At 60.3% G+C, this 16,662-nt stretch carries 14 protein-coding genes and 2 tRNA genes; 15 read left to right on the top strand and 1 reads right to left on the bottom strand.

Features of this window, described 5'->3' with window-relative positions; all coding sequences use genetic code 11:
* The first annotated feature begins 5 nt into the window (after positions 1-5).
* The 7 genes from dnaK (at position 6) to ABM562_RS07885 (ending at position 9,775) form a co-directional block, all read left to right on the top strand.
* Entirely contained in the window at positions 6-1,925 is a 1,920-nt protein-coding gene (gene dnaK / locus ABM562_RS07915; RefSeq protein WP_115085224.1) for a molecular chaperone DnaK, read from the top strand.
* Between the two features lie 210 nt (positions 1,926-2,135).
* Positions 2,136-3,260, top strand: a complete 1,125-nt coding sequence (dnaJ, locus tag ABM562_RS07910; RefSeq protein WP_115085225.1) for a molecular chaperone DnaJ — start codon at positions 2,136-2,138, stop codon at positions 3,258-3,260.
* A gap of 13 nt (positions 3,261-3,273) precedes the next feature.
* A complete protein-coding gene (gene dapB / locus ABM562_RS07905; protein WP_115085226.1) occupies positions 3,274-4,077 on the top strand; it encodes a 4-hydroxy-tetrahydrodipicolinate reductase in 804 nt (267 codons plus the stop codon).
* Positions 4,078-4,413: 336 nt separating this feature from the next.
* On the top strand, positions 4,414-5,550 hold the full coding sequence (gene carA, locus ABM562_RS07900; protein ID WP_115085227.1) for a glutamine-hydrolyzing carbamoyl-phosphate synthase small subunit: 1,137 nt from the start codon (positions 4,414-4,416) through the stop codon (positions 5,548-5,550).
* 106 nt (positions 5,551-5,656) lie between these two features.
* The gene (carB, locus tag ABM562_RS07895; RefSeq protein WP_115085228.1) at positions 5,657-8,878 is read left to right on the top strand and encodes a carbamoyl-phosphate synthase large subunit; all 3,222 of its coding nucleotides are present in this window, start codon (positions 5,657-5,659) and stop codon (positions 8,876-8,878) included.
* Positions 8,875-9,351 (top strand): transcription elongation factor GreA, encoded by a 477-nt coding sequence (gene greA, locus ABM562_RS07890; protein WP_115085229.1) that lies wholly within the window; start codon positions 8,875-8,877, stop codon positions 9,349-9,351. The genes carB and greA overlap by 4 nt, the downstream gene beginning before the upstream one ends.
* Before the next feature lie 28 nt (positions 9,352-9,379).
* Positions 9,380-9,775 carry an MFS transporter gene (locus ABM562_RS07885; protein WP_115085271.1) on the top strand — a complete coding sequence of 132 codons (396 nt, stop codon included), beginning with the start codon at positions 9,380-9,382 and terminating at the stop codon, positions 9,773-9,775.
* A 12-nt stretch (positions 9,776-9,787) separates the two neighbouring features.
* On the opposite strand, the gene yhbY is transcribed toward ABM562_RS07885, so the two are convergent.
* Positions 9,788-10,096: a ribosome assembly RNA-binding protein YhbY gene (gene yhbY, locus ABM562_RS07880; RefSeq protein WP_038606752.1), complete on the bottom strand. Its 309-nt coding sequence runs from the start codon at positions 10,094-10,096 to the stop codon at positions 9,788-9,790.
* 100 nt (positions 10,097-10,196) lie between these two features.
* On the opposite strand from yhbY, the gene rlmE reads away from it, so the two are divergent.
* The 8 genes from rlmE to ABM562_RS07840 all read left to right on the top strand — a co-directional run bounded on the left by rlmE (position 10,197) and on the right by ABM562_RS07840 (position 16,649).
* Positions 10,197-10,820, top strand: a complete 624-nt coding sequence (gene rlmE / locus ABM562_RS07875) for a 23S rRNA (uridine(2552)-2'-O)-methyltransferase RlmE (protein ID WP_010222974.1) — start codon at positions 10,197-10,199, stop codon at positions 10,818-10,820.
* Positions 10,821-11,033: 213 nt separating this feature from the next.
* A complete protein-coding gene (gene ftsH, locus ABM562_RS07870; protein WP_115085231.1) occupies positions 11,034-12,941 on the top strand; it encodes an ATP-dependent zinc metalloprotease FtsH in 1,908 nt (635 codons plus the stop codon).
* A gap of 8 nt (positions 12,942-12,949) precedes the next feature.
* On the top strand, positions 12,950-13,801 hold the full coding sequence (gene folP, locus ABM562_RS07865) for a dihydropteroate synthase (RefSeq protein ID WP_233674456.1): 852 nt from the start codon (positions 12,950-12,952) through the stop codon (positions 13,799-13,801).
* Between the two features lie 16 nt (positions 13,802-13,817).
* Complete coding sequence (gene glmM, locus ABM562_RS07860) at positions 13,818-15,158, top strand: phosphoglucosamine mutase (RefSeq protein ID WP_115085233.1); 1,341 nt, start codon at positions 13,818-13,820, stop codon at positions 15,156-15,158.
* A gap of 66 nt (positions 15,159-15,224) precedes the next feature.
* Complete coding sequence (gene tpiA, locus ABM562_RS07855; protein ID WP_010222978.1) at positions 15,225-15,980, top strand: triose-phosphate isomerase; 756 nt, start codon at positions 15,225-15,227, stop codon at positions 15,978-15,980.
* Positions 15,981-15,983: 3 nt separating this feature from the next.
* Entirely contained in the window at positions 15,984-16,370 is a 387-nt protein-coding gene (gene secG, locus ABM562_RS07850; protein ID WP_115085234.1) for a preprotein translocase subunit SecG, read from the top strand.
* Positions 16,371-16,389: 19 nt separating this feature from the next.
* Positions 16,390-16,475, top strand: a tRNA-Leu gene (locus ABM562_RS07845).
* 97 nt (positions 16,476-16,572) lie between these two features.
* Positions 16,573-16,649 (top strand) — tRNA-Met (locus ABM562_RS07840).
* The last annotated feature ends 13 nt before the right edge of the window (positions 16,650-16,662 follow it).

Below are 16,662 nucleotides of genomic sequence, written 5' to 3'. Positions count from 1 at the left end.
TTAACATGGGTAAAATCATTGGTATCGACCTGGGGACCACCAACTCCTGCGTCTCCATTCTGGAAAACGGCAACGTCAAGGTTATCGAGAACGCCGAAGGCGCTCGTACCACGCCGTCGATCATTGCCTACGCCAACGATGGCGAAATCCTGGTTGGCCAGTCGGCCAAGCGTCAGGCGGTCACCAACCCGCACAACACCCTGTACGCGGTAAAGCGTCTGATCGGCCGTCGCTTCGATGAAGAAGTGGTGCAGAAAGACATCCAGATGGTTCCGTACAAGATCGTCAAGGCTGACAACAATGACGCCTGGGTTGAAGTGAACGGCCAGAAAATGGCGCCGCCACAAATCTCGGCTGAAATCCTGAAAAAGATGAAGAAGACCGCCGAAGACTACCTCGGCGAGCCAGTGACCGAAGCGGTGATCACCGTTCCGGCCTACTTCAACGACAGCCAGCGTCAGGCCACCAAGGACGCCGGCCGTATCGCCGGTCTGGACGTCAAGCGGATCATCAACGAACCAACCGCGGCGGCTCTGGCCTACGGCATGGACAAGGCCAAGGGCGATCACACCGTGATCGTTTATGACCTGGGTGGCGGTACCTTCGACGTTTCGGTCATCGAAATCGCCGAAGTCGATGGCGAGCACCAGTTCGAAGTTCTGGCCACCAACGGTGACACTTTCCTCGGTGGTGAAGACTTCGACATCCGCCTGATCGACTACCTCGTCGACGAGTTCAAGAAAGAAAGCGGCATGAACCTCAAAGGTGACCCGCTGGCCATGCAGCGCCTGAAAGAAGCTGCTGAAAAGGCCAAGATCGAGCTGTCCTCGAGCCAGCAGACCGACGTCAACCTGCCGTACATCACTGCAGACGCTACCGGTCCTAAGCACCTGAACGTGAAGATCTCCCGCGCCAAGCTGGAATCGCTGGTAGAAGACCTGGTTCAGCGCACCATCGAGCCATGCCGCATCGCCATGAAAGACGCCGGTATCGACGTCAGCAAGATCGACGACGTGATCCTGGTCGGCGGTCAGACCCGTATGCCGCTGGTGCAGAAAGCTGTTACCGACTTCTTCGGCAAAGAAGCACGTAAAGACGTCAACCCGGACGAAGCGGTTGCCATGGGTGCCGCCATCCAGGGCGCGGTATTGGCCGGTGACGTGAAAGACGTACTGCTGCTGGACGTCAGCCCGCTGACCCTGGGTATCGAAACCATGGGTGGCGTGATGACCGCGCTGATCGAGAAGAACACCACTATCCCGACCAAGAAGTCGCAAGTGTTCTCGACTGCCGATGACAACCAGGGCGCCGTGACCATTCACGTGCTGCAAGGTGAGCGTAAGCAGGCTGCACAGAACAAGTCCCTGGGCAAGTTCGACCTGGCTGACATTCCACCAGCACCACGTGGCGTGCCACAGATCGAAGTGACCTTCGATATCGACGCCAACGGCATCCTGCATGTCGGCGCCAAAGACAAGGCCACCGGCAAGACCCAGTCGATCGTGATCAAGGCCAACTCCGGCCTGTCTGATGAAGAAATTCAGCAGATGATCCGCGACGCCGAAGCGAACTCGGAAGAAGACCGCAAGTTCGAAGAGCTGGCCGCTGCCCGTAACCAGGGTGATGCACTGGTTCACTCGACTCGCAAGATGGTCGCAGACGCCGGTGACAAGGTCACTGCCGATGAGAAAACCGCGATCGAAGCTGCCGTGGTTGCCCTGGAAGCCGCCATCAAGGGCGACGACAAGGCTGCCATCGACGCCAAGGTCGAAGAGCTGTCGAAAGTCTCGGCTCCGGTTGCCCAGAAGATGTACGCCGAGCAGTCGGCTGAACAACCTCAGGGCGGCGCTCAGCAAGCTGAGCCGGAAGCCAAGCATGACGACGTCGTCGATGCCGAGTTCGAAGAAGTCAAAGAGAACAAGTAATTGCTACAGGTTGTCGGCCAGTTGACTGTTTTTTGATGGTTGGCTGGTAGGATGTCGCCGCGCGGGGGCTTGCTCCCGCGTTGGCGTGTCTGCAATACCCGAATTTTTACAGCATCTGTCAGCCGCCCGTGGGGTAGGTGAGGTGGGTGCTGGCGGCACAGCGCGGAATGCGCAGAGGTTTGCCGAACGTCCTCAAGAGTGCAAAGACTTATGGCAAAGCGTGACTATTACGAAGTTCTGGGAGTTGAGCGCGGCTCCAGTGAAGCGGACCTGAAGAAGGCCTATCGCCGCCTGGCGATGAAGCATCACCCGGACCGTAATCCTGATGACAAGGACTCGGAAGAGAAATTCAAGGAAGCCAACGAGGCTTACGAAGTGCTCTCCGATGCCAGCAAGCGTGCGGCTTATGACCAGTATGGTCATGCCGGCGTGGATCCGAGCATGGGTGGTGGCGGCGCCGGTTTCGGCGGCGCGAACTTCTCGGATATCTTCGGTGATGTGTTCAGCGATTTCTTCGGCGGTGGCCGTGGTGGTTCGCGTGGTGGTGCCCAGCGTGGCAGCGACCTGCGTTATACCCTTGAGCTGAACCTGGAAGAAGCCGTCCGCGGTACCACGGTCAATATCCGTGTGCCGACGCTGGTCAATTGCAAGCCGTGTGACGGCTCCGGGGCCAAGAAAGGCTCGTCGCCTTCGACCTGCCCGACCTGTGGCGGTATCGGCCAGGTGCGCATGCAGCAGGGCTTCTTCTCGGTCCAGCAGACCTGCCCACGTTGCCACGGCCAGGGCAAGATCATCACCGACCCGTGCGATTCGTGCCATGGCGAAGGCCGCACCGAAGAGTACAAGACCCTGTCGGTCAAGGTTCCGGCAGGTGTCGACACCGGCGACCGTATTCGTCTGTCCGGTGAGGGCGAGGCCGGTTCGCAAGGTGGCCCGACTGGCGACCTGTACGTTGTGATCAACGTGCGTGAACACTCGATTTTCCAGCGCGACGGCAAGCATCTGTACTGCGAAGTGCCGATCAGCTACACCGACGCTGCCCTGGGTGGCGAGCTGGAAGTGCCGACCCTCGATGGTCGGGTCAAGCTGAAGATCCCGGAAGGTACCCAGACCGGCAAGCAGTTCCGTCTGCGCGGCAAGGGTGTGGCGCCGGTTCGCGGTGGTGGTGCCGGTGACCTGATGTGCCGGGTCGCGGTGGAAACCCCGGTCAACCTCAGCCGTCGTCAGCGCGAGCTGCTCGAAGAGCTGCGTGATTCGCTGGAAGGCGACAGTTCCCATTCGCCGAAAGCCAATGGCTGGTTCGAAGGCGTGAAGCGCTTCTTCGGTGATCTCTAAGAAGGAATAGGGCATGCGACGTATAGCGGTAATGGGCGCGGCAGGGCGCATGGGCAAGACCCTGATCGAAGCAGTGCAGCAAGCCCCGGGTGCCGGGCTGACCGCGGCGATCGATCGCCCCGACAGCTCGCTGGTCGGCGCTGATGCAGGTGAGCTGGCGGCGCTGGGCCGGATCGGCGTGCTGCTGTCCGACGACCTGGCCAAGGTCGCCGACGAGTTCGACGTGCTGATCGACTTCACTCATCCCTCGGTGACCCTGAAGAACCTGGCGTTCTGCCGCAAGGCAGGCAAGGCGATGATCATCGGCACCACCGGTTTCACGGCCGAAGAAAAGCAACTGCTGGCCGAAGCGGGCAAGGACATTGCGATCGTCTTCGCCGCCAACTTCAGTGTTGGCGTCAACCTCAGCCTGAAGCTGCTGGACATGGCTGCGCGGGTGCTGGGTGATGATGTCGATATCGAGATCATCGAGGCTCACCACCGGCACAAGGTCGATGCGCCGTCGGGTACTGCGCTGCGCATGGGTGAAGTGGTTGCCAATGCGCTGGGCCGCGACCTGCAGGAAGTGGCGGTGTATGGCCGTGAAGGCCAGACCGGTGCGCGTGATCGCAAGACCATCGGCTTCGCCACCGTGCGTGCCGGCGATGTGGTCGGTGATCACACCGTGCTGTTTGCTGCCGAAGGTGAGCGCCTGGAGATCACCCACAAGGCCTCCAGCCGCATGACCTTCGCCAAGGGTGCGGTACGTGCGGCCCTGTGGCTGGACGGGCGCGAGCCTGGCCTGTACGACATGCAGGACGTGCTCGACCTGCGTTGAACGCTGTTCAGGGGCCGCTGCGCGGCCCATCGCTGGCAAGGCCAGCTCCCACAGGAATTGCGCCATGGCTGCAATTCCTGAGTCTCAGTATCTCCTGTGGGAGCTGGCTTGCCAGCGATGCTTTTCCATTCCCGCGACGCCTTGTCGCATTCCTGCGCCGTTCAGGCACTTCAGTGGTAGACCAAAAAAGCGTTTTTCTGTAAGCTACAGCTTTAGTGTGTCCACTAAAAGCGCGCAGATAATTCGACGAAGAAAGCGGGGTGACGTGTCTATACGTCATTCCGCTTTTTTGCAACCTGCGATCGCCCCTTCAGGCTAGATTTACGGGAGGTCTTCTTGACTAAGCCAGCCATACTCGCCCTTGCTGATGGCAGCATTTTTCGCGGTGAAGCCATTGGAGCCGACGGTCAGACCGTTGGTGAGGTGGTGTTTAACACCGCAATGACCGGCTATCAGGAAATCCTGACTGACCCTTCCTATGCGCAGCAAATCGTTACCCTGACTTACCCGCACATCGGCAACACCGGCACCACGCCGGAAGACGCCGAATCCGACCGCGTCTGGTCGGCTGGTCTGGTGATTCGCGACCTGCCTCTGATCGCGAGCAACTGGCGCAACAAGCAATCCCTGCCTGATTACCTCAAGGCCCACAACGTGGTGGCGATCGCTGGTATCGACACCCGTCGCCTGACCCGCATCCTGCGTGAGAAGGGCGCGCAGAACGGCTGCATCCTCGCCGGCGACAACATCAGCGAAGAGGCCGCAATCGCCGCCGCTCGCGGCTTCCCGGGCCTGAAGGGCATGGACCTGGCGAAAGTCGTCAGCACCAAGAACAGCTACGAATGGCGCTCCAGCGTCTGGGAGCTGAAGACCGACAGCCACGCCACCATTGAAGCGTCCGAGCTGCCGTACCACGTGGTTGCCTACGATTTTGGCGTCAAGCTGAACATTCTGCGCATGCTGGTCGCCCGCGGCTGCCGCCTGACTGTAGTGCCGGCGCAAACCCCGGCCAGCGAAGTCCTCGCGCTCAACCCCGATGGCGTGTTCCTGTCCAACGGCCCTGGCGATCCGGAGCCTTGCGACTACGCGATCCAGGCGATCAAGGACATCCTCGAAACCGAGATCCCGGTGTTCGGCATTTGCCTGGGTCACCAGCTGCTGGCCCTTGCCTCCGGTGCCAAGACCGTGAAAATGGGTCATGGTCACCACGGTGCCAACCACCCGGTCCAGGACCTGGACACCGGCGTTGTGATGATCACCAGCCAGAACCACGGCTTTGCGGTTGACGAAGCAACCCTGCCGGGCAACGTGCGCGCCATCCACAAGTCGCTGTTCGACGGCACCCTGCAAGGCATCGAGCGCACCGACAAGAGCGCGTTCAGCTTCCAGGGCCACCCTGAAGCCAGCCCGGGCCCGACCGACGTCGCGCCACTGTTCGACCGTTTCATCGATGCCATGGCCAAGCGCCGCTGAGCATCTGGCGAGAAGGCCCTGGACCGGTGCAAGCCGCGTTCAGGTGCCGCCCCCAAGATTGTTCAATGCGGCTTGCCGACTGACCTGCGGAATTGAGTGACAACCCATGCCAAAACGTACAGACATTAAAAGCATCCTGATTCTCGGCGCTGGCCCGATCGTGATCGGCCAGGCCTGCGAATTCGACTACTCCGGCGCCCAGGCGTGCAAAGCCCTGCGCGAAGAGGGCTACCGCGTCATCCTGGTGAACTCCAACCCGGCCACCATCATGACCGACCCGGCCATGGCTGATGCGACCTATATCGAACCGATCAAGTGGCAGACCGTTGCCAAGATCATCGAGAAAGAGCGTCCTGACGCGCTGCTGCCGACCATGGGTGGCCAGACTGCCCTGAACTGCGCCCTGGACCTGGAGCGCGAAGGCGTCCTGGAAAAGTTCGGCGTGGAAATGATCGGCGCCAACGCCGACACCATCGACAAGGCTGAAGACCGTTCGCGCTTCGACACCGCCATGAAGGCCATTGGCCTTGAGTGCCCGCGCTCCGGTATCGCCCACAGCATGGAAGAGGCCAATGCGGTCCTCGAGAAGCTCGGCTTCCCGTGCATCATCCGTCCGTCCTTCACCATGGGCGGCACCGGTGGCGGCATTGCCTACAACCGTGAAGAATTCGAAGAAATCTGTGCCCGTGGTCTGGACCTGTCGCCGACCAAGGAACTGCTGATCGACGAATCGCTGATCGGCTGGAAAGAGTACGAGATGGAAGTGGTCCGCGACAAAAAGGACAACTGCATCATCGTCTGCTCGATCGAAAACTTCGACCCGATGGGCGTGCACACCGGCGACTCGATCACCGTGGCGCCGGCACAGACCCTGACCGACAAGGAATACCAGATCATGCGCAACGCCTCGCTGGCGGTGCTGCGTGAAATCGGTGTCGAGACCGGCGGTTCCAACGTGCAGTTCGGTATCTGCCCGGACACCGGCCGCATGGTCGTGATCGAAATGAACCCACGGGTTTCGCGTTCCTCGGCCCTGGCGTCGAAAGCCACCGGCTTCCCGATCGCCAAGATCGCCGCCAAGCTGGCGGTCGGTTACACCCTCGACGAACTGCAGAACGACATCACTGGCGGCCGTACCCCGGCGTCCTTCGAGCCGTCGATCGACTACGTCGTCACCAAGCTGCCCCGTTTCGCCTTCGAGAAATTCCCGAAAGCCGACGCCCGCCTGACCACCCAGATGAAATCCGTGGGTGAAGTCATGGCCATCGGCCGGACCTTCCAGGAGTCGCTGCAGAAAGCCCTGCGCGGTCTGGAAGTTGGCGTGTGCGGCCTGGACCCGAAAGTCGACCTGGCCAGCCCGGACGCTGCCAGCATCCTCAAGCGCGAGCTGACCGTGCCGGGCGCCGAGCGCATCTGGTACGTCGCCGACGCCATGCGTTCGGGCATGACCTGCGATGAAATCTTCGCCCTGACCGGTATCGACCACTGGTTCCTGGTGCAGATGGAAGACCTGATCAAGGAAGAAGAGAAGGTCAAGACCCTGGCCCTGTCGGCGATCGACAAGGACCTGATGCTGCGCCTCAAGCGCAAGGGCTTCTCCGATCAGCGTCTGGCCAAGCTGCTGGGTATCACCGACAAGAACCTGCGTCGTCACCGTCACAAGCTCGAAGTGTTCCCGGTCTACAAGCGCGTCGACACCTGCGCCGCCGAGTTCGCCACCGATACCGCCTACCTGTACTCGACCTACGAGGAAGAGTGCGAGGCCAATCCGTCGACCCGCGACAAGATCATGATCCTGGGTGGCGGTCCTAACCGTATCGGCCAGGGCATCGAGTTCGACTACTGCTGCGTACACGCGGCACTGGCCCTGCGTGAAGACGGTTACGAGACCATCATGGTCAACTGCAACCCGGAAACCGTCTCCACCGACTACGACACCTCCGACCGCCTGTACTTCGAGCCGCTGACCCTGGAAGACGTACTGGAAGTGGTTCGCGTCGAGAAGCCGAAGGGCGTGATCGTCCATTATGGCGGCCAGACCCCGCTGAAACTCGCGCGAGCCCTGGAAGAAGCCGGCGTACCGATCATCGGTACCAGCCCGGACTCCATCGACCGCGCCGAAGACCGCGAGCGTTTCCAGCAGATGGTTCAGCGCCTGAATCTGCTGCAGCCGCCAAACGCCACCGTGCGCAGCGAAGACGAAGCGATTCGTGCTGCCGGCGTGATCGGTTACCCGCTGGTGGTTCGCCCGTCCTACGTACTGGGCGGCCGCGCGATGGAAATCGTCTACGAACTGGACGAGCTCAAGCGCTACCTGCGTGAAGCGGTACAAGTGTCCAACGACAGCCCGGTGCTGCTCGATCACTTCCTCAACTGCGCCATCGAGATGGACGTGGATGCGGTCTGCGACGGCACCGACGTGGTGATCGGCGCGATCATGCAGCACATCGAGCAGGCCGGTGTTCACTCCGGAGACTCGGCGTGCTCGCTGCCTCCGTACTCGCTGCCCGCCCATGTGCAGGACGAAGTCCGTGAACAGGTCAAGAAAATGGCCCTGGAACTGGGCGTTGTCGGCCTGATGAACGTGCAGCTGGCCCTGCAGGGCGACAAGATCTACGTGATCGAAGTCAACCCGCGCGCCTCGCGTACCGTGCCGTTCGTCTCCAAGTGCATCGGCACTTCGCTGGCGATGATTGCCGCGCGGGTCATGGCCGGCAAGACCCTCAAGGAAATCGGTTTCACCAAGGAAATCATTCCTAACTTCTACAGCGTCAAGGAAGCGGTGTTCCCATTCGCCAAGTTCCCGGGTGTTGACCCGATCCTCGGCCCAGAGATGAAATCCACCGGTGAAGTCATGGGTGTCGGCGACAGCTTCGGTGAAGCCTTCGCCAAGGCCCAGATGGGCGCCAGCGAAGTATTGCCGACCGGCGGTACTGCGTTCATCAGCGTGCGTGACGACGACAAGCCACAAGTGGCTGGCGTTGCTCGCGACCTGATTGCCCTGGGCTTCGAAGTGGTTGCCACCGTCGGTACCGCCAAGGTCATCGAAGCGGCTGGCCTGAAAGTGCGTCGCGTGAACAAGGTGACCGAAGGTCGTCCGCACGTGGTCGACATGATCAAGAACGACGAAGTGTCGCTGATCATCAACACCACCGAAGGCCGTCAGTCGATCGCCGACTCCTACTCGATTCGCCGCAATGCGTTGCAGCACAAGATCTACTGCACCACCACCATTGCGGCCGGTGAAGCTATCTGTGAAGCGCTGAAGTTCGGTCCGGAAAAGACCGTGCGCCGCTTGCAGGATCTCCATGCAGGACTCAAGGCATGATCAAATACCCGATGACTGTCCAGGGCCATCGCGCCCTGGAAGATGAGCACGAATTCCTCAGCAAGACCGAGCGTCCGCGCCTGAGCCAGGCCATTGGCGAGGCCCGCGAACTCGGTGACCTCAAGGAAAACGCCGAATACCACGCTGCCCGTGAAGAGCAGGGTATGGTCGAAGCGCGAATCCGTGATATCGAAGGGCGTCTGCAGAACGCGGTGGTCATTGATGTCACCACTATTGCGCACACCGGCAAAGTGATCTTCGGCACTACCGTCGAAATCGCCAACGTCGAGACGGACGAAAGCTTGAAGTACAAGATCGTCGGTGAGGATGAAGCCGACATCAAATCCGGCAAACTGTCGGTGGGTTCGCCCATCGCCCGTGCTCTGATCGGCAAGGAGGAAGGCGACGTTGTGGCGGTGAAAACCCCGAGCGGCCTGGTCGAGTACGAGATTGTCGAAGTCGCCCACATTTGACCGTCGCCGCGGCTTTGCCGCGGCCCCGGTGATCTGGCAACTGACCCAGGTGTTCTGGGTTGGTGGCCTGTGGATGCTGCATTTCGGTCTGTTGCCGGCGTTGGGCCAGATTGGCCTGGCGCCGCTGCTGATCGAGGATATTGGCAGCCTGATGGCATCGTTGCTGGTGGCGTTTGCGGCGTTTTGCGCAGGCGTGCAGGCACTGGTGCTGATTCAGGCTCAGGGCCTGGCCAGTCTGTGGCGGGACATGCGGGGGCAGTTGCTGTCGATGGCGATGCTGGCGTGCGTGGTGTATTTCGCCTTGCGCATGGGCATGCCGGAGGAGTTGCGCTGGCAGCTGTTCTGCTACCTGGTGCTGGGCCTGACCGGCTTGCTGCTGGTCATGCAACCCGTGCCGGGCAGGGCGCGCAAGGCGCGCCACTGACCGGGGCGAACATCACTTGTAACGGTGGATGTTCGACAGCTGTTTGTTCGGCTGCGGATTGCGGCGATAGATCAGCGCTTTCTTGCCGATGGTCTGTACCAGTTCGGCGCGGCCGGCCTTGCACAGCGCGGCAATTGCGGCAGCACGCTCTTCGCGGTCTTCGGAGCGAATCTCGACTTTGATCAGTTCGTGATCGGCCAGAGCGCGTTCGAGTTCGGCGATAACCCCTTCAGTCAGCCCGTTGCCTGCCACAATCAGAACTGGTTTCAGGTCGTGGCCAATGGATTTGTACTGTTTCTTCTGCTCGTTATTGAGCGGCATAATCTGACCCTTTGTCTGATTCTGTAAAAATGGCGGCCATTTTACCCGAGGGCCCGTGGATCCGCCCAGTTAATCACGACCCTTATCATCGAGGTGCCCAATGGCGCGTTCCAAGACAAGCCTTGGCTGGCTGAAAGAACACTTCAACGATCCTTACGTTAAAAAAGCGCAAAAGGATGGTTATCGCTCGCGTGCGAGCTATAAATTGCTGGAAATTCAAGAAAAGTACCGGATTATCCGCCCGGGTATGAGTGTCGTCGATCTCGGCGCGGCGCCGGGTGGTTGGTCGCAGGTGACCAGTCGTCTGATCGGCGGTCAGGGCCGCTTGATCGCTTCCGATATCCTGGAAATGGACAGTATTCCCGACGTTACCTTCATCCAGGGCGACTTTACCCAGGACGAAGTGCTGGCACAGATCCTTGAGGCGGTGGGTAATTCGCATGTAGACCTTGTGATTTCCGATATGGCCCCCAATATGAGTGGTACGCCTGCCGTGGATATTCCCAAGGCCATGTTTCTCTGTGAGCTGGCCCTTGATCTGGCGACCCGGGTACTCAAGCCGGGTGGTGATTTCCTGATCAAGATTTTCCAGGGCGAAGGGTTTGACGTATACCTCAAGGACGCTCGTCAGAAATTCGACAAGGTCCAGATGCTCAAACCTGATTCTTCGCGGGACCGCTCCCGTGAACAGTACTTGCTGGCGAGGGGTTACCGCGGCGAGTAGGGGCGTCAGGCCGGCGGCTTCCAGGGTGTCCGATAGTTTTTTCCAATCGGCTCTCCTGCCTGACCTGGATGTACTTCGTGTAGTCTAGGTTTCACAAAGGGTTACAGACGGCGCCTGCAGATGTGTAGGTTATGTAGTAAGTTAAGCCGGTGAATATCATGCGAGGCACGGCTGCGCCGTCAGCCGGCTTCAGAGGGTAGCTAATTGAACGATATGGCAAAGAACTTGATCCTGTGGTTGATCATCGCGGCTGTCCTGGTGACGGTGATGAACAACTTCTCCAGCCCGAATGAGCCGCAGACCCTCAACTATTCCGACTTCATTCAGCAGGTCAAGGATGGCAAGGTCGAGCGCGTTGCGGTCGACGGCTACGTCATTACCGGTAAACGTACCGATGGCGACAGCTTCAAGACCATCCGTCCGGCCATTCAGGACAACGGCCTGATCGGCGACCTGGTCGACAACCACGTCGTGGTCGAAGGCAAGCAGCCAGAGCAGCAGAGCATCTGGACCCAACTGCTGGTCGCCAGCTTCCCGATCCTGGTCATCATTGCCGTATTCATGTTCTTCATGCGTCAGATGCAGGGCGGCGCCGGTGGCAAGGGCGGGCCGATGAGCTTCGGCAAGAGCAAGGCGCGCCTGCTTTCCGAAGACCAGGTGAAAACCACCCTGGCCGACGTCGCTGGTTGCGACGAAGCCAAGGAAGAAGTCGGCGAGCTGGTCGAATTTCTGCGCGACCCAGGCAAGTTCCAGCGCCTGGGCGGTCGTATTCCTCGCGGCGTGCTCATGGTTGGCCCGCCAGGTACCGGTAAGACCCTGATAGCCAAGGCTATTGCCGGCGAAGCCAAGGTGCCGTTCTTCACCATCTCCGGCTCCGACTTTGTCGAGATGTTCGTAGGTGTTGGTGCCAGCCGTGTGCGCGACATGTTCGAGCAGGCCAAGAAGCATGCTCCGTGCATCATCTTCATCGACGAAATCGACGCCGTCGGCCGCCATCGTGGTGCCGGCATGGGCGGCGGTCACGACGAACGCGAGCAGACCCTCAACCAGTTGCTGGTGGAGATGGACGGCTTCGAAATGAACGACGGCATCATCGTCATCGCCGCGACCAACCGTCCGGACGTACTCGACCCGGCGCTGCTGCGTCCGGGCCGTTTCGACCGCCAGGTGGTGGTTGGCCTGCCGGATATCCGTGGCCGTGAGCAGATCCTCAAAGTGCATATGCGCAAGGTGCCGATTGGCGAGAACGTCAATCCAGCGGTCATTGCCCGTGGTACTCCAGGTTTCTCCGGTGCGGACCTGGCCAACCTGGTCAACGAGGCGTCGTTGTTCGCTGCCCGTGGTGGCAAGCGCGTCGTCGAGATGAAAGAGTTCGAGCTGGCCAAAGACAAGATCATGATGGGCGCCGAGCGCAAGAGCATGGTCATGTCCGAGAAAGAGAAGCAGAACACCGCTTATCACGAGGCTGGTCACGCCATTGTCGGTCGCGTCGTGCCCGAGCATGACCCGGTCTACAAGGTATCGATCATTCCGCGGGGCCGGGCACTGGGTGTCACCATGTTCCTGCCTGAGGAAGACCGCTACAGCCTGTCCAAGCGCGCGCTGATCAGCCAGATCTGCTCGCTGTACGGTGGCCGTATCGCCGAAGAGATGACCCTGGGCTTCGATGGCGTCACCACCGGTGCATCCAACGACATCATGCGTGCCAGCCAGATCGCCCGTAACATGGTCACTAAATGGGGCCTGTCGGAAAAACTCGGTCCGCTGATGTATGCCGAAGAAGAAGGCGAAGTGTTTCTGGGCCGCAGTGCCGGTTCCCAGCACGCCAGCGTCTCCGGTGAAACCGCCAAGCTGATCGACTCCGAAGTGCGCAGCATCATTGACCAGTGCTATGCCACGGCCAAGCAGATCCTCACTGAGAACCGCGACAAGCTCGACGCCATGGCCGATGCGCTGATGAAGTACGAGACCATCGATGCCGATCAGATCGACGACATCATGGCTGGTCGCGAGCCACGCGAGCCGCGTGATTGGGAAGGTGGGTCAGGCACTCCAGGCACCTCTGCTCCGCAGAGCGATCGCCCAGAGTCGCCGATCGGCGGTCCAGCGGCGCAAGTCTAAGGGCACATATGACCTCACAGCAGTACCCGACCCGGTTGCCTTGCGGCAACCGGGTTCTTGATTTGTCCCGTACCCATGTCATGGGTATCCTCAATATCACCCCCGATTCCTTCTCCGATGGCGGCCGCTTCACCCAGCGTGACGCAGCCTTGCGTCACGCCGAGGCGATGGTGGCTGCCGGTGCGACCCTGGTCGATGTCGGTGGCGAGTCCACCCGCCCTGGCGCTCGCGCGGTGTCGGCGCTTGAAGAGCTGGAGCGCGTTGCGCCGATCGTCGAGGCGATCAGTCGCGAACTCGATGTGATCATCTCGGTCGATACTTCTACGCCAGCGGTGATCCGTGAGTCGGCCAGGCTTGGTGCCGGGCTGATCAACGATGTGCGCTCGCTCAGTCGTGATGGCGCCCTGGATGCCGCAGCAGCCACCGGTTTGCCGGTGTGCCTGATGCATATGCGTGGCGAGCCGGGCGATATGCAGGATAATCCTCATTACGAGGATGTCACCGCCGAGGTGGCGAGCTATCTTGAAGAGCGAATGGCTGCCTGCGCGGCCGTGGGCATCGAGGCCGGGCGGATCATCCTCGATCCGGGTTTCGGCTTCGCCAAGACCCTGGAACACAACCTCAGCCTGTTCAAGCACATGGAGGCGCTCTATCGGTTGGGGCGTCCTTTGCTGGTGGGTGTTTCTCGCAAGAGCATGATCGGTCTGGCCCTGGGCCGCCCGGTCGGAGAACGGCTCTATGGCGGCCTGGCCCTGGCTGCGCTGGCGATGACCAAGGGAGCGAGCATATTGCGCGTTCACGATGTCGCCGAAACCGCCGATGTAGTGCGGATGATTGCTGCGGTGCAAGCCGCCGAATAAGAGTGATGGAGCATCTATGAGCAGAAAATATTTTGGCACCGATGGCATTCGTGGCCGTGTCGGCGAGTTTCCGATTACCCCTGATTTCATGCTCAAGCTCGGTTGGGCTGCGGGTATGGCCTTTCGCAAGCAAGGCGCTTGCCGGGTGCTGGTCGGTAAGGACACGCGAATTTCGGGCTACATGTTCGAGTCGGCGCTGGAAGCCGGATTGTCGGCGGCTGGCGCTGATGTGATGCTGCTCGGGCCGATGCCGACCCCGGCCATCGCCTACCTGACCCGTACCTTCCACGCCGAAGCGGGCATTGTCATCAGTGCGTCGCACAACCCGCATGACGACAACGGCATCAAGTTCTTCTCCGGCCAGGGCACCAAGCTGCCGGACGAAGTCGAACTGATGATCGAGGAACTGCTCGACCAGCCGATGACCGTGGTCGAATCGAGCAAGCTGGGCAAGGTGTCGCGTATCAACGACGCGGCTGGCCGTTACATCGAGTTCTGCAAGAGCAGCGTGCCGAGCAGCACCGATTTTGCCGGTCTCAAGCTGGTGGTCGACTGCGCTCACGGTGCTACCTACAAGGTCGCGCCAAGCGTGTTCCGCGAGCTGGGTGCCGATGTCACCGTGCTGTCTGCACAGCCCGATGGTCTGAACATCAACGAAAACTGTGGTTCGACCCACATCGAGTCGCTGCAGGCGGCGGTCCTGGTTGGTCATGCCGACCTGGGTATCGCCTTCGATGGCGACGGCGACCGTGTGCTGATGGTCGATCACACCGGTGCCATCGTCGATGGCGACGAACTGCTGTTCATCATCGCCCGTGACCTGCACGAGCGTGGCAAGCTGCAGGGTGGGGTGGTGGGTACCCTGATGAGCAACCTGGGGCTGGAACTGGCCCTGAAGGACCTCGACATCCCGTTCGTGCGCGCCAAGGTCGGTGACCGCTACGTGATGGCCGAGCTGCTGGGGCGCGACTGGGTGATCGGTGGCGAGAACTCCGGGCACGTGGTGTGCTGCAACCACACCACCACTGGTGATGCGATCATCGCCGCGCTGCAGGTGCTGATGGCCCTCAAGCGCCGCGAAGAGACCCTGGCCCAGGCCCGTCAGGCCCTGCGCAAATGCCCGCAGGTGCTGATCAATGTGCGCTTCGGTGCGAGCAAGGTCGACCCCCTGGAGCATCCGGCTGTCCAGGAGGCCAGTGCCAAGGTTACCGAGGCACTGGCCGGTCGTGGCCGTGTGCTGCTGCGCAAGTCCGGGACAGAGCCTCTGGTGCGGGTAATGGTCGAAGGCGAGGATGAAAATCAGGTCCGCGGCCACGCCGAAGCCCTGGCAAAACTGGTAAGTGAAGTTTGCGTTTGAAATACGCTTGCCAGAGGTGATTGGGTTGGGTAACATCTGCGCCCTCTTTGACCGACGAGGTACAGCATGCGTCGCCCTATGGTAGCTGGTAACTGGAAGATGCACGGTACCCGCGCCAGCGTCGCTGAGCTGATCAAGGGCTTGAGTAATCTCGCCCTGCCGAGCGGTGTCGAGGTCGCGGTGTTTCCCCCCGCCCTGTACATCAATCAGGTAATTGATGGCGTACAAGGCAAGGCGATCGCCGTCGGCGCTCAGAATTCTGCGGTACAGCCTGAGCAAGGCGCACTGACCGGTGAAATTGCACCGAGTCAACTGGCCGAGGCAGGTTGCGAGCTGGTACTGATTGGGCACTCCGAGCGCCGCCAGATCATTGGCGAGAACGACGAAGTTCTCAATCGCAAGTTCGCTGCGGCACAGGCTTGTGGTTTGAAGCCGGTGCTCTGTGTAGGGGAAACCCTCGAAGAGCGCGAAGCGGGTAAAACGCTTGAGATTGTCGGGCGTCAGCTGGACAGCGTCATCGAAGCGTTCGGTGTCGAAGTCTTCGCCAGTGCGGTGATTGCCTATGAGCCTGTATGGGCCATCGGTACAGGGCTGACAGCCTCGCCACAGCAGGCTCAGGATGTGCATAAGGCCATTCGCGAGCAGCTGGCGGCAAAGAACCCGGAAGTCGCAGCGAGTGTGCGGCTTCTATACGGCGGCAGCGTGAAGGCGGCCAATGCGGCTGAACTGTTCGGCATGCCGGATATCGATGGGGGCCTGATTGGTGGGGCTTCCCTGAACGCAGACGAATTCGGTGCAATTTGTCGCGCCGCAGGAAACTGAAAAATGCTGGAAACAGTGATCGTTGTTTTGCATCTGTTGGGCGCGCTGGGTTTGGTAGTGCTGGTGTTGCTGCAACAGGGTAAAGGTGCGGAAGCGGGTGCATCTTTCGGCGCAGGTGCTTCAAATACTGTGTTCGGAAGCCAAGGTTCTGCTACCTTTCTGAGTAAGTTTACTGCTATACTAGCTGCCTCTTTCTTCTTAACTGCTCTTGGGTTAGGATACTTTGCTAAGGAGAAAGCTCAAGAGCTGACTCAAGTAGGGTTGCCAGATCCAGCGGTCTTGGAAGTGAAGCAGCAAAAGCCGGCAACAGATGATGTACCGGTGCTCCAGGAGCAGAAGAGCGAAGCCACTAACACTGGTGATGTTCCTCCCGCTCAAGAGCAGAAGTAACGGGTTTCAAAGTAGTATTGCCGAGGTGGTGGAATTGGTAGACACGCAACCTTGAGGTGGTTGTGCCCATAGGGTGTAGGGGTTCGAGTCCCCTTCTCGGTACCAATTGAAACAAGACAGCCCGCTACAGCGGGCTTTCTTGTAGGTGGAGGTTAGATTGACCCTGTCGGGGTTCGGTCGTATACTTTCGCCCCAGCTTTGTCGCGGGGTGGAGCAGTCTGGTAGCTCGTCGGGCTCATAACCCGAAGGTCGTTGGTTCAAATCCAGCCCCCGCAACCAGTTTCAGCGGAGC

This window comes from Pseudomonas sp. ZL2 (genome assembly GCF_054788455.1).
This window is presented reverse-complemented; position numbering and strand designations above follow the sequence as displayed.

Excerpts from the sequence above, each read along its gene's own strand:
- dnaK (WP_115085224.1), top strand. The coding sequence starts at position 6 with ATGGGTAAAATCATTGGTATCGACCTGGGGACCACCAACTCCTGCGTC.
- dnaJ (WP_115085225.1), top strand. The coding sequence starts at position 2,136 with ATGGCAAAGCGTGACTATTACGAAGTTCTGGGAGTTGAGCGCGGCTCC.
- dapB (WP_115085226.1), top strand. The coding sequence starts at position 3,274 with ATGCGACGTATAGCGGTAATGGGCGCGGCAGGGCGCATGGGCAAGACC.
- carB (WP_115085228.1), top strand. The coding sequence starts at position 5,657 with ATGCCAAAACGTACAGACATTAAAAGCATCCTGATTCTCGGCGCTGGC.
- greA (WP_115085229.1), top strand. The coding sequence starts at position 8,875 with ATGATCAAATACCCGATGACTGTCCAGGGCCATCGCGCCCTGGAAGAT.
- yhbY (WP_038606752.1), bottom strand. The coding sequence starts at position 10,096 with ATGCCGCTCAATAACGAGCAGAAGAAACAGTACAAATCCATTGGCCAC.
- rlmE (WP_010222974.1), top strand. The coding sequence starts at position 10,197 with ATGGCGCGTTCCAAGACAAGCCTTGGCTGGCTGAAAGAACACTTCAAC.
- ftsH (WP_115085231.1), top strand. The coding sequence starts at position 11,034 with ATGGCAAAGAACTTGATCCTGTGGTTGATCATCGCGGCTGTCCTGGTG.
- folP (WP_233674456.1), top strand. The coding sequence starts at position 12,950 with ATGACCTCACAGCAGTACCCGACCCGGTTGCCTTGCGGCAACCGGGTT.
- glmM (WP_115085233.1), top strand. The coding sequence starts at position 13,818 with ATGAGCAGAAAATATTTTGGCACCGATGGCATTCGTGGCCGTGTCGGC.
- tpiA (WP_010222978.1), top strand. The coding sequence starts at position 15,225 with ATGCGTCGCCCTATGGTAGCTGGTAACTGGAAGATGCACGGTACCCGC.
- secG (WP_115085234.1), top strand. The coding sequence starts at position 15,984 with ATGCTGGAAACAGTGATCGTTGTTTTGCATCTGTTGGGCGCGCTGGGT.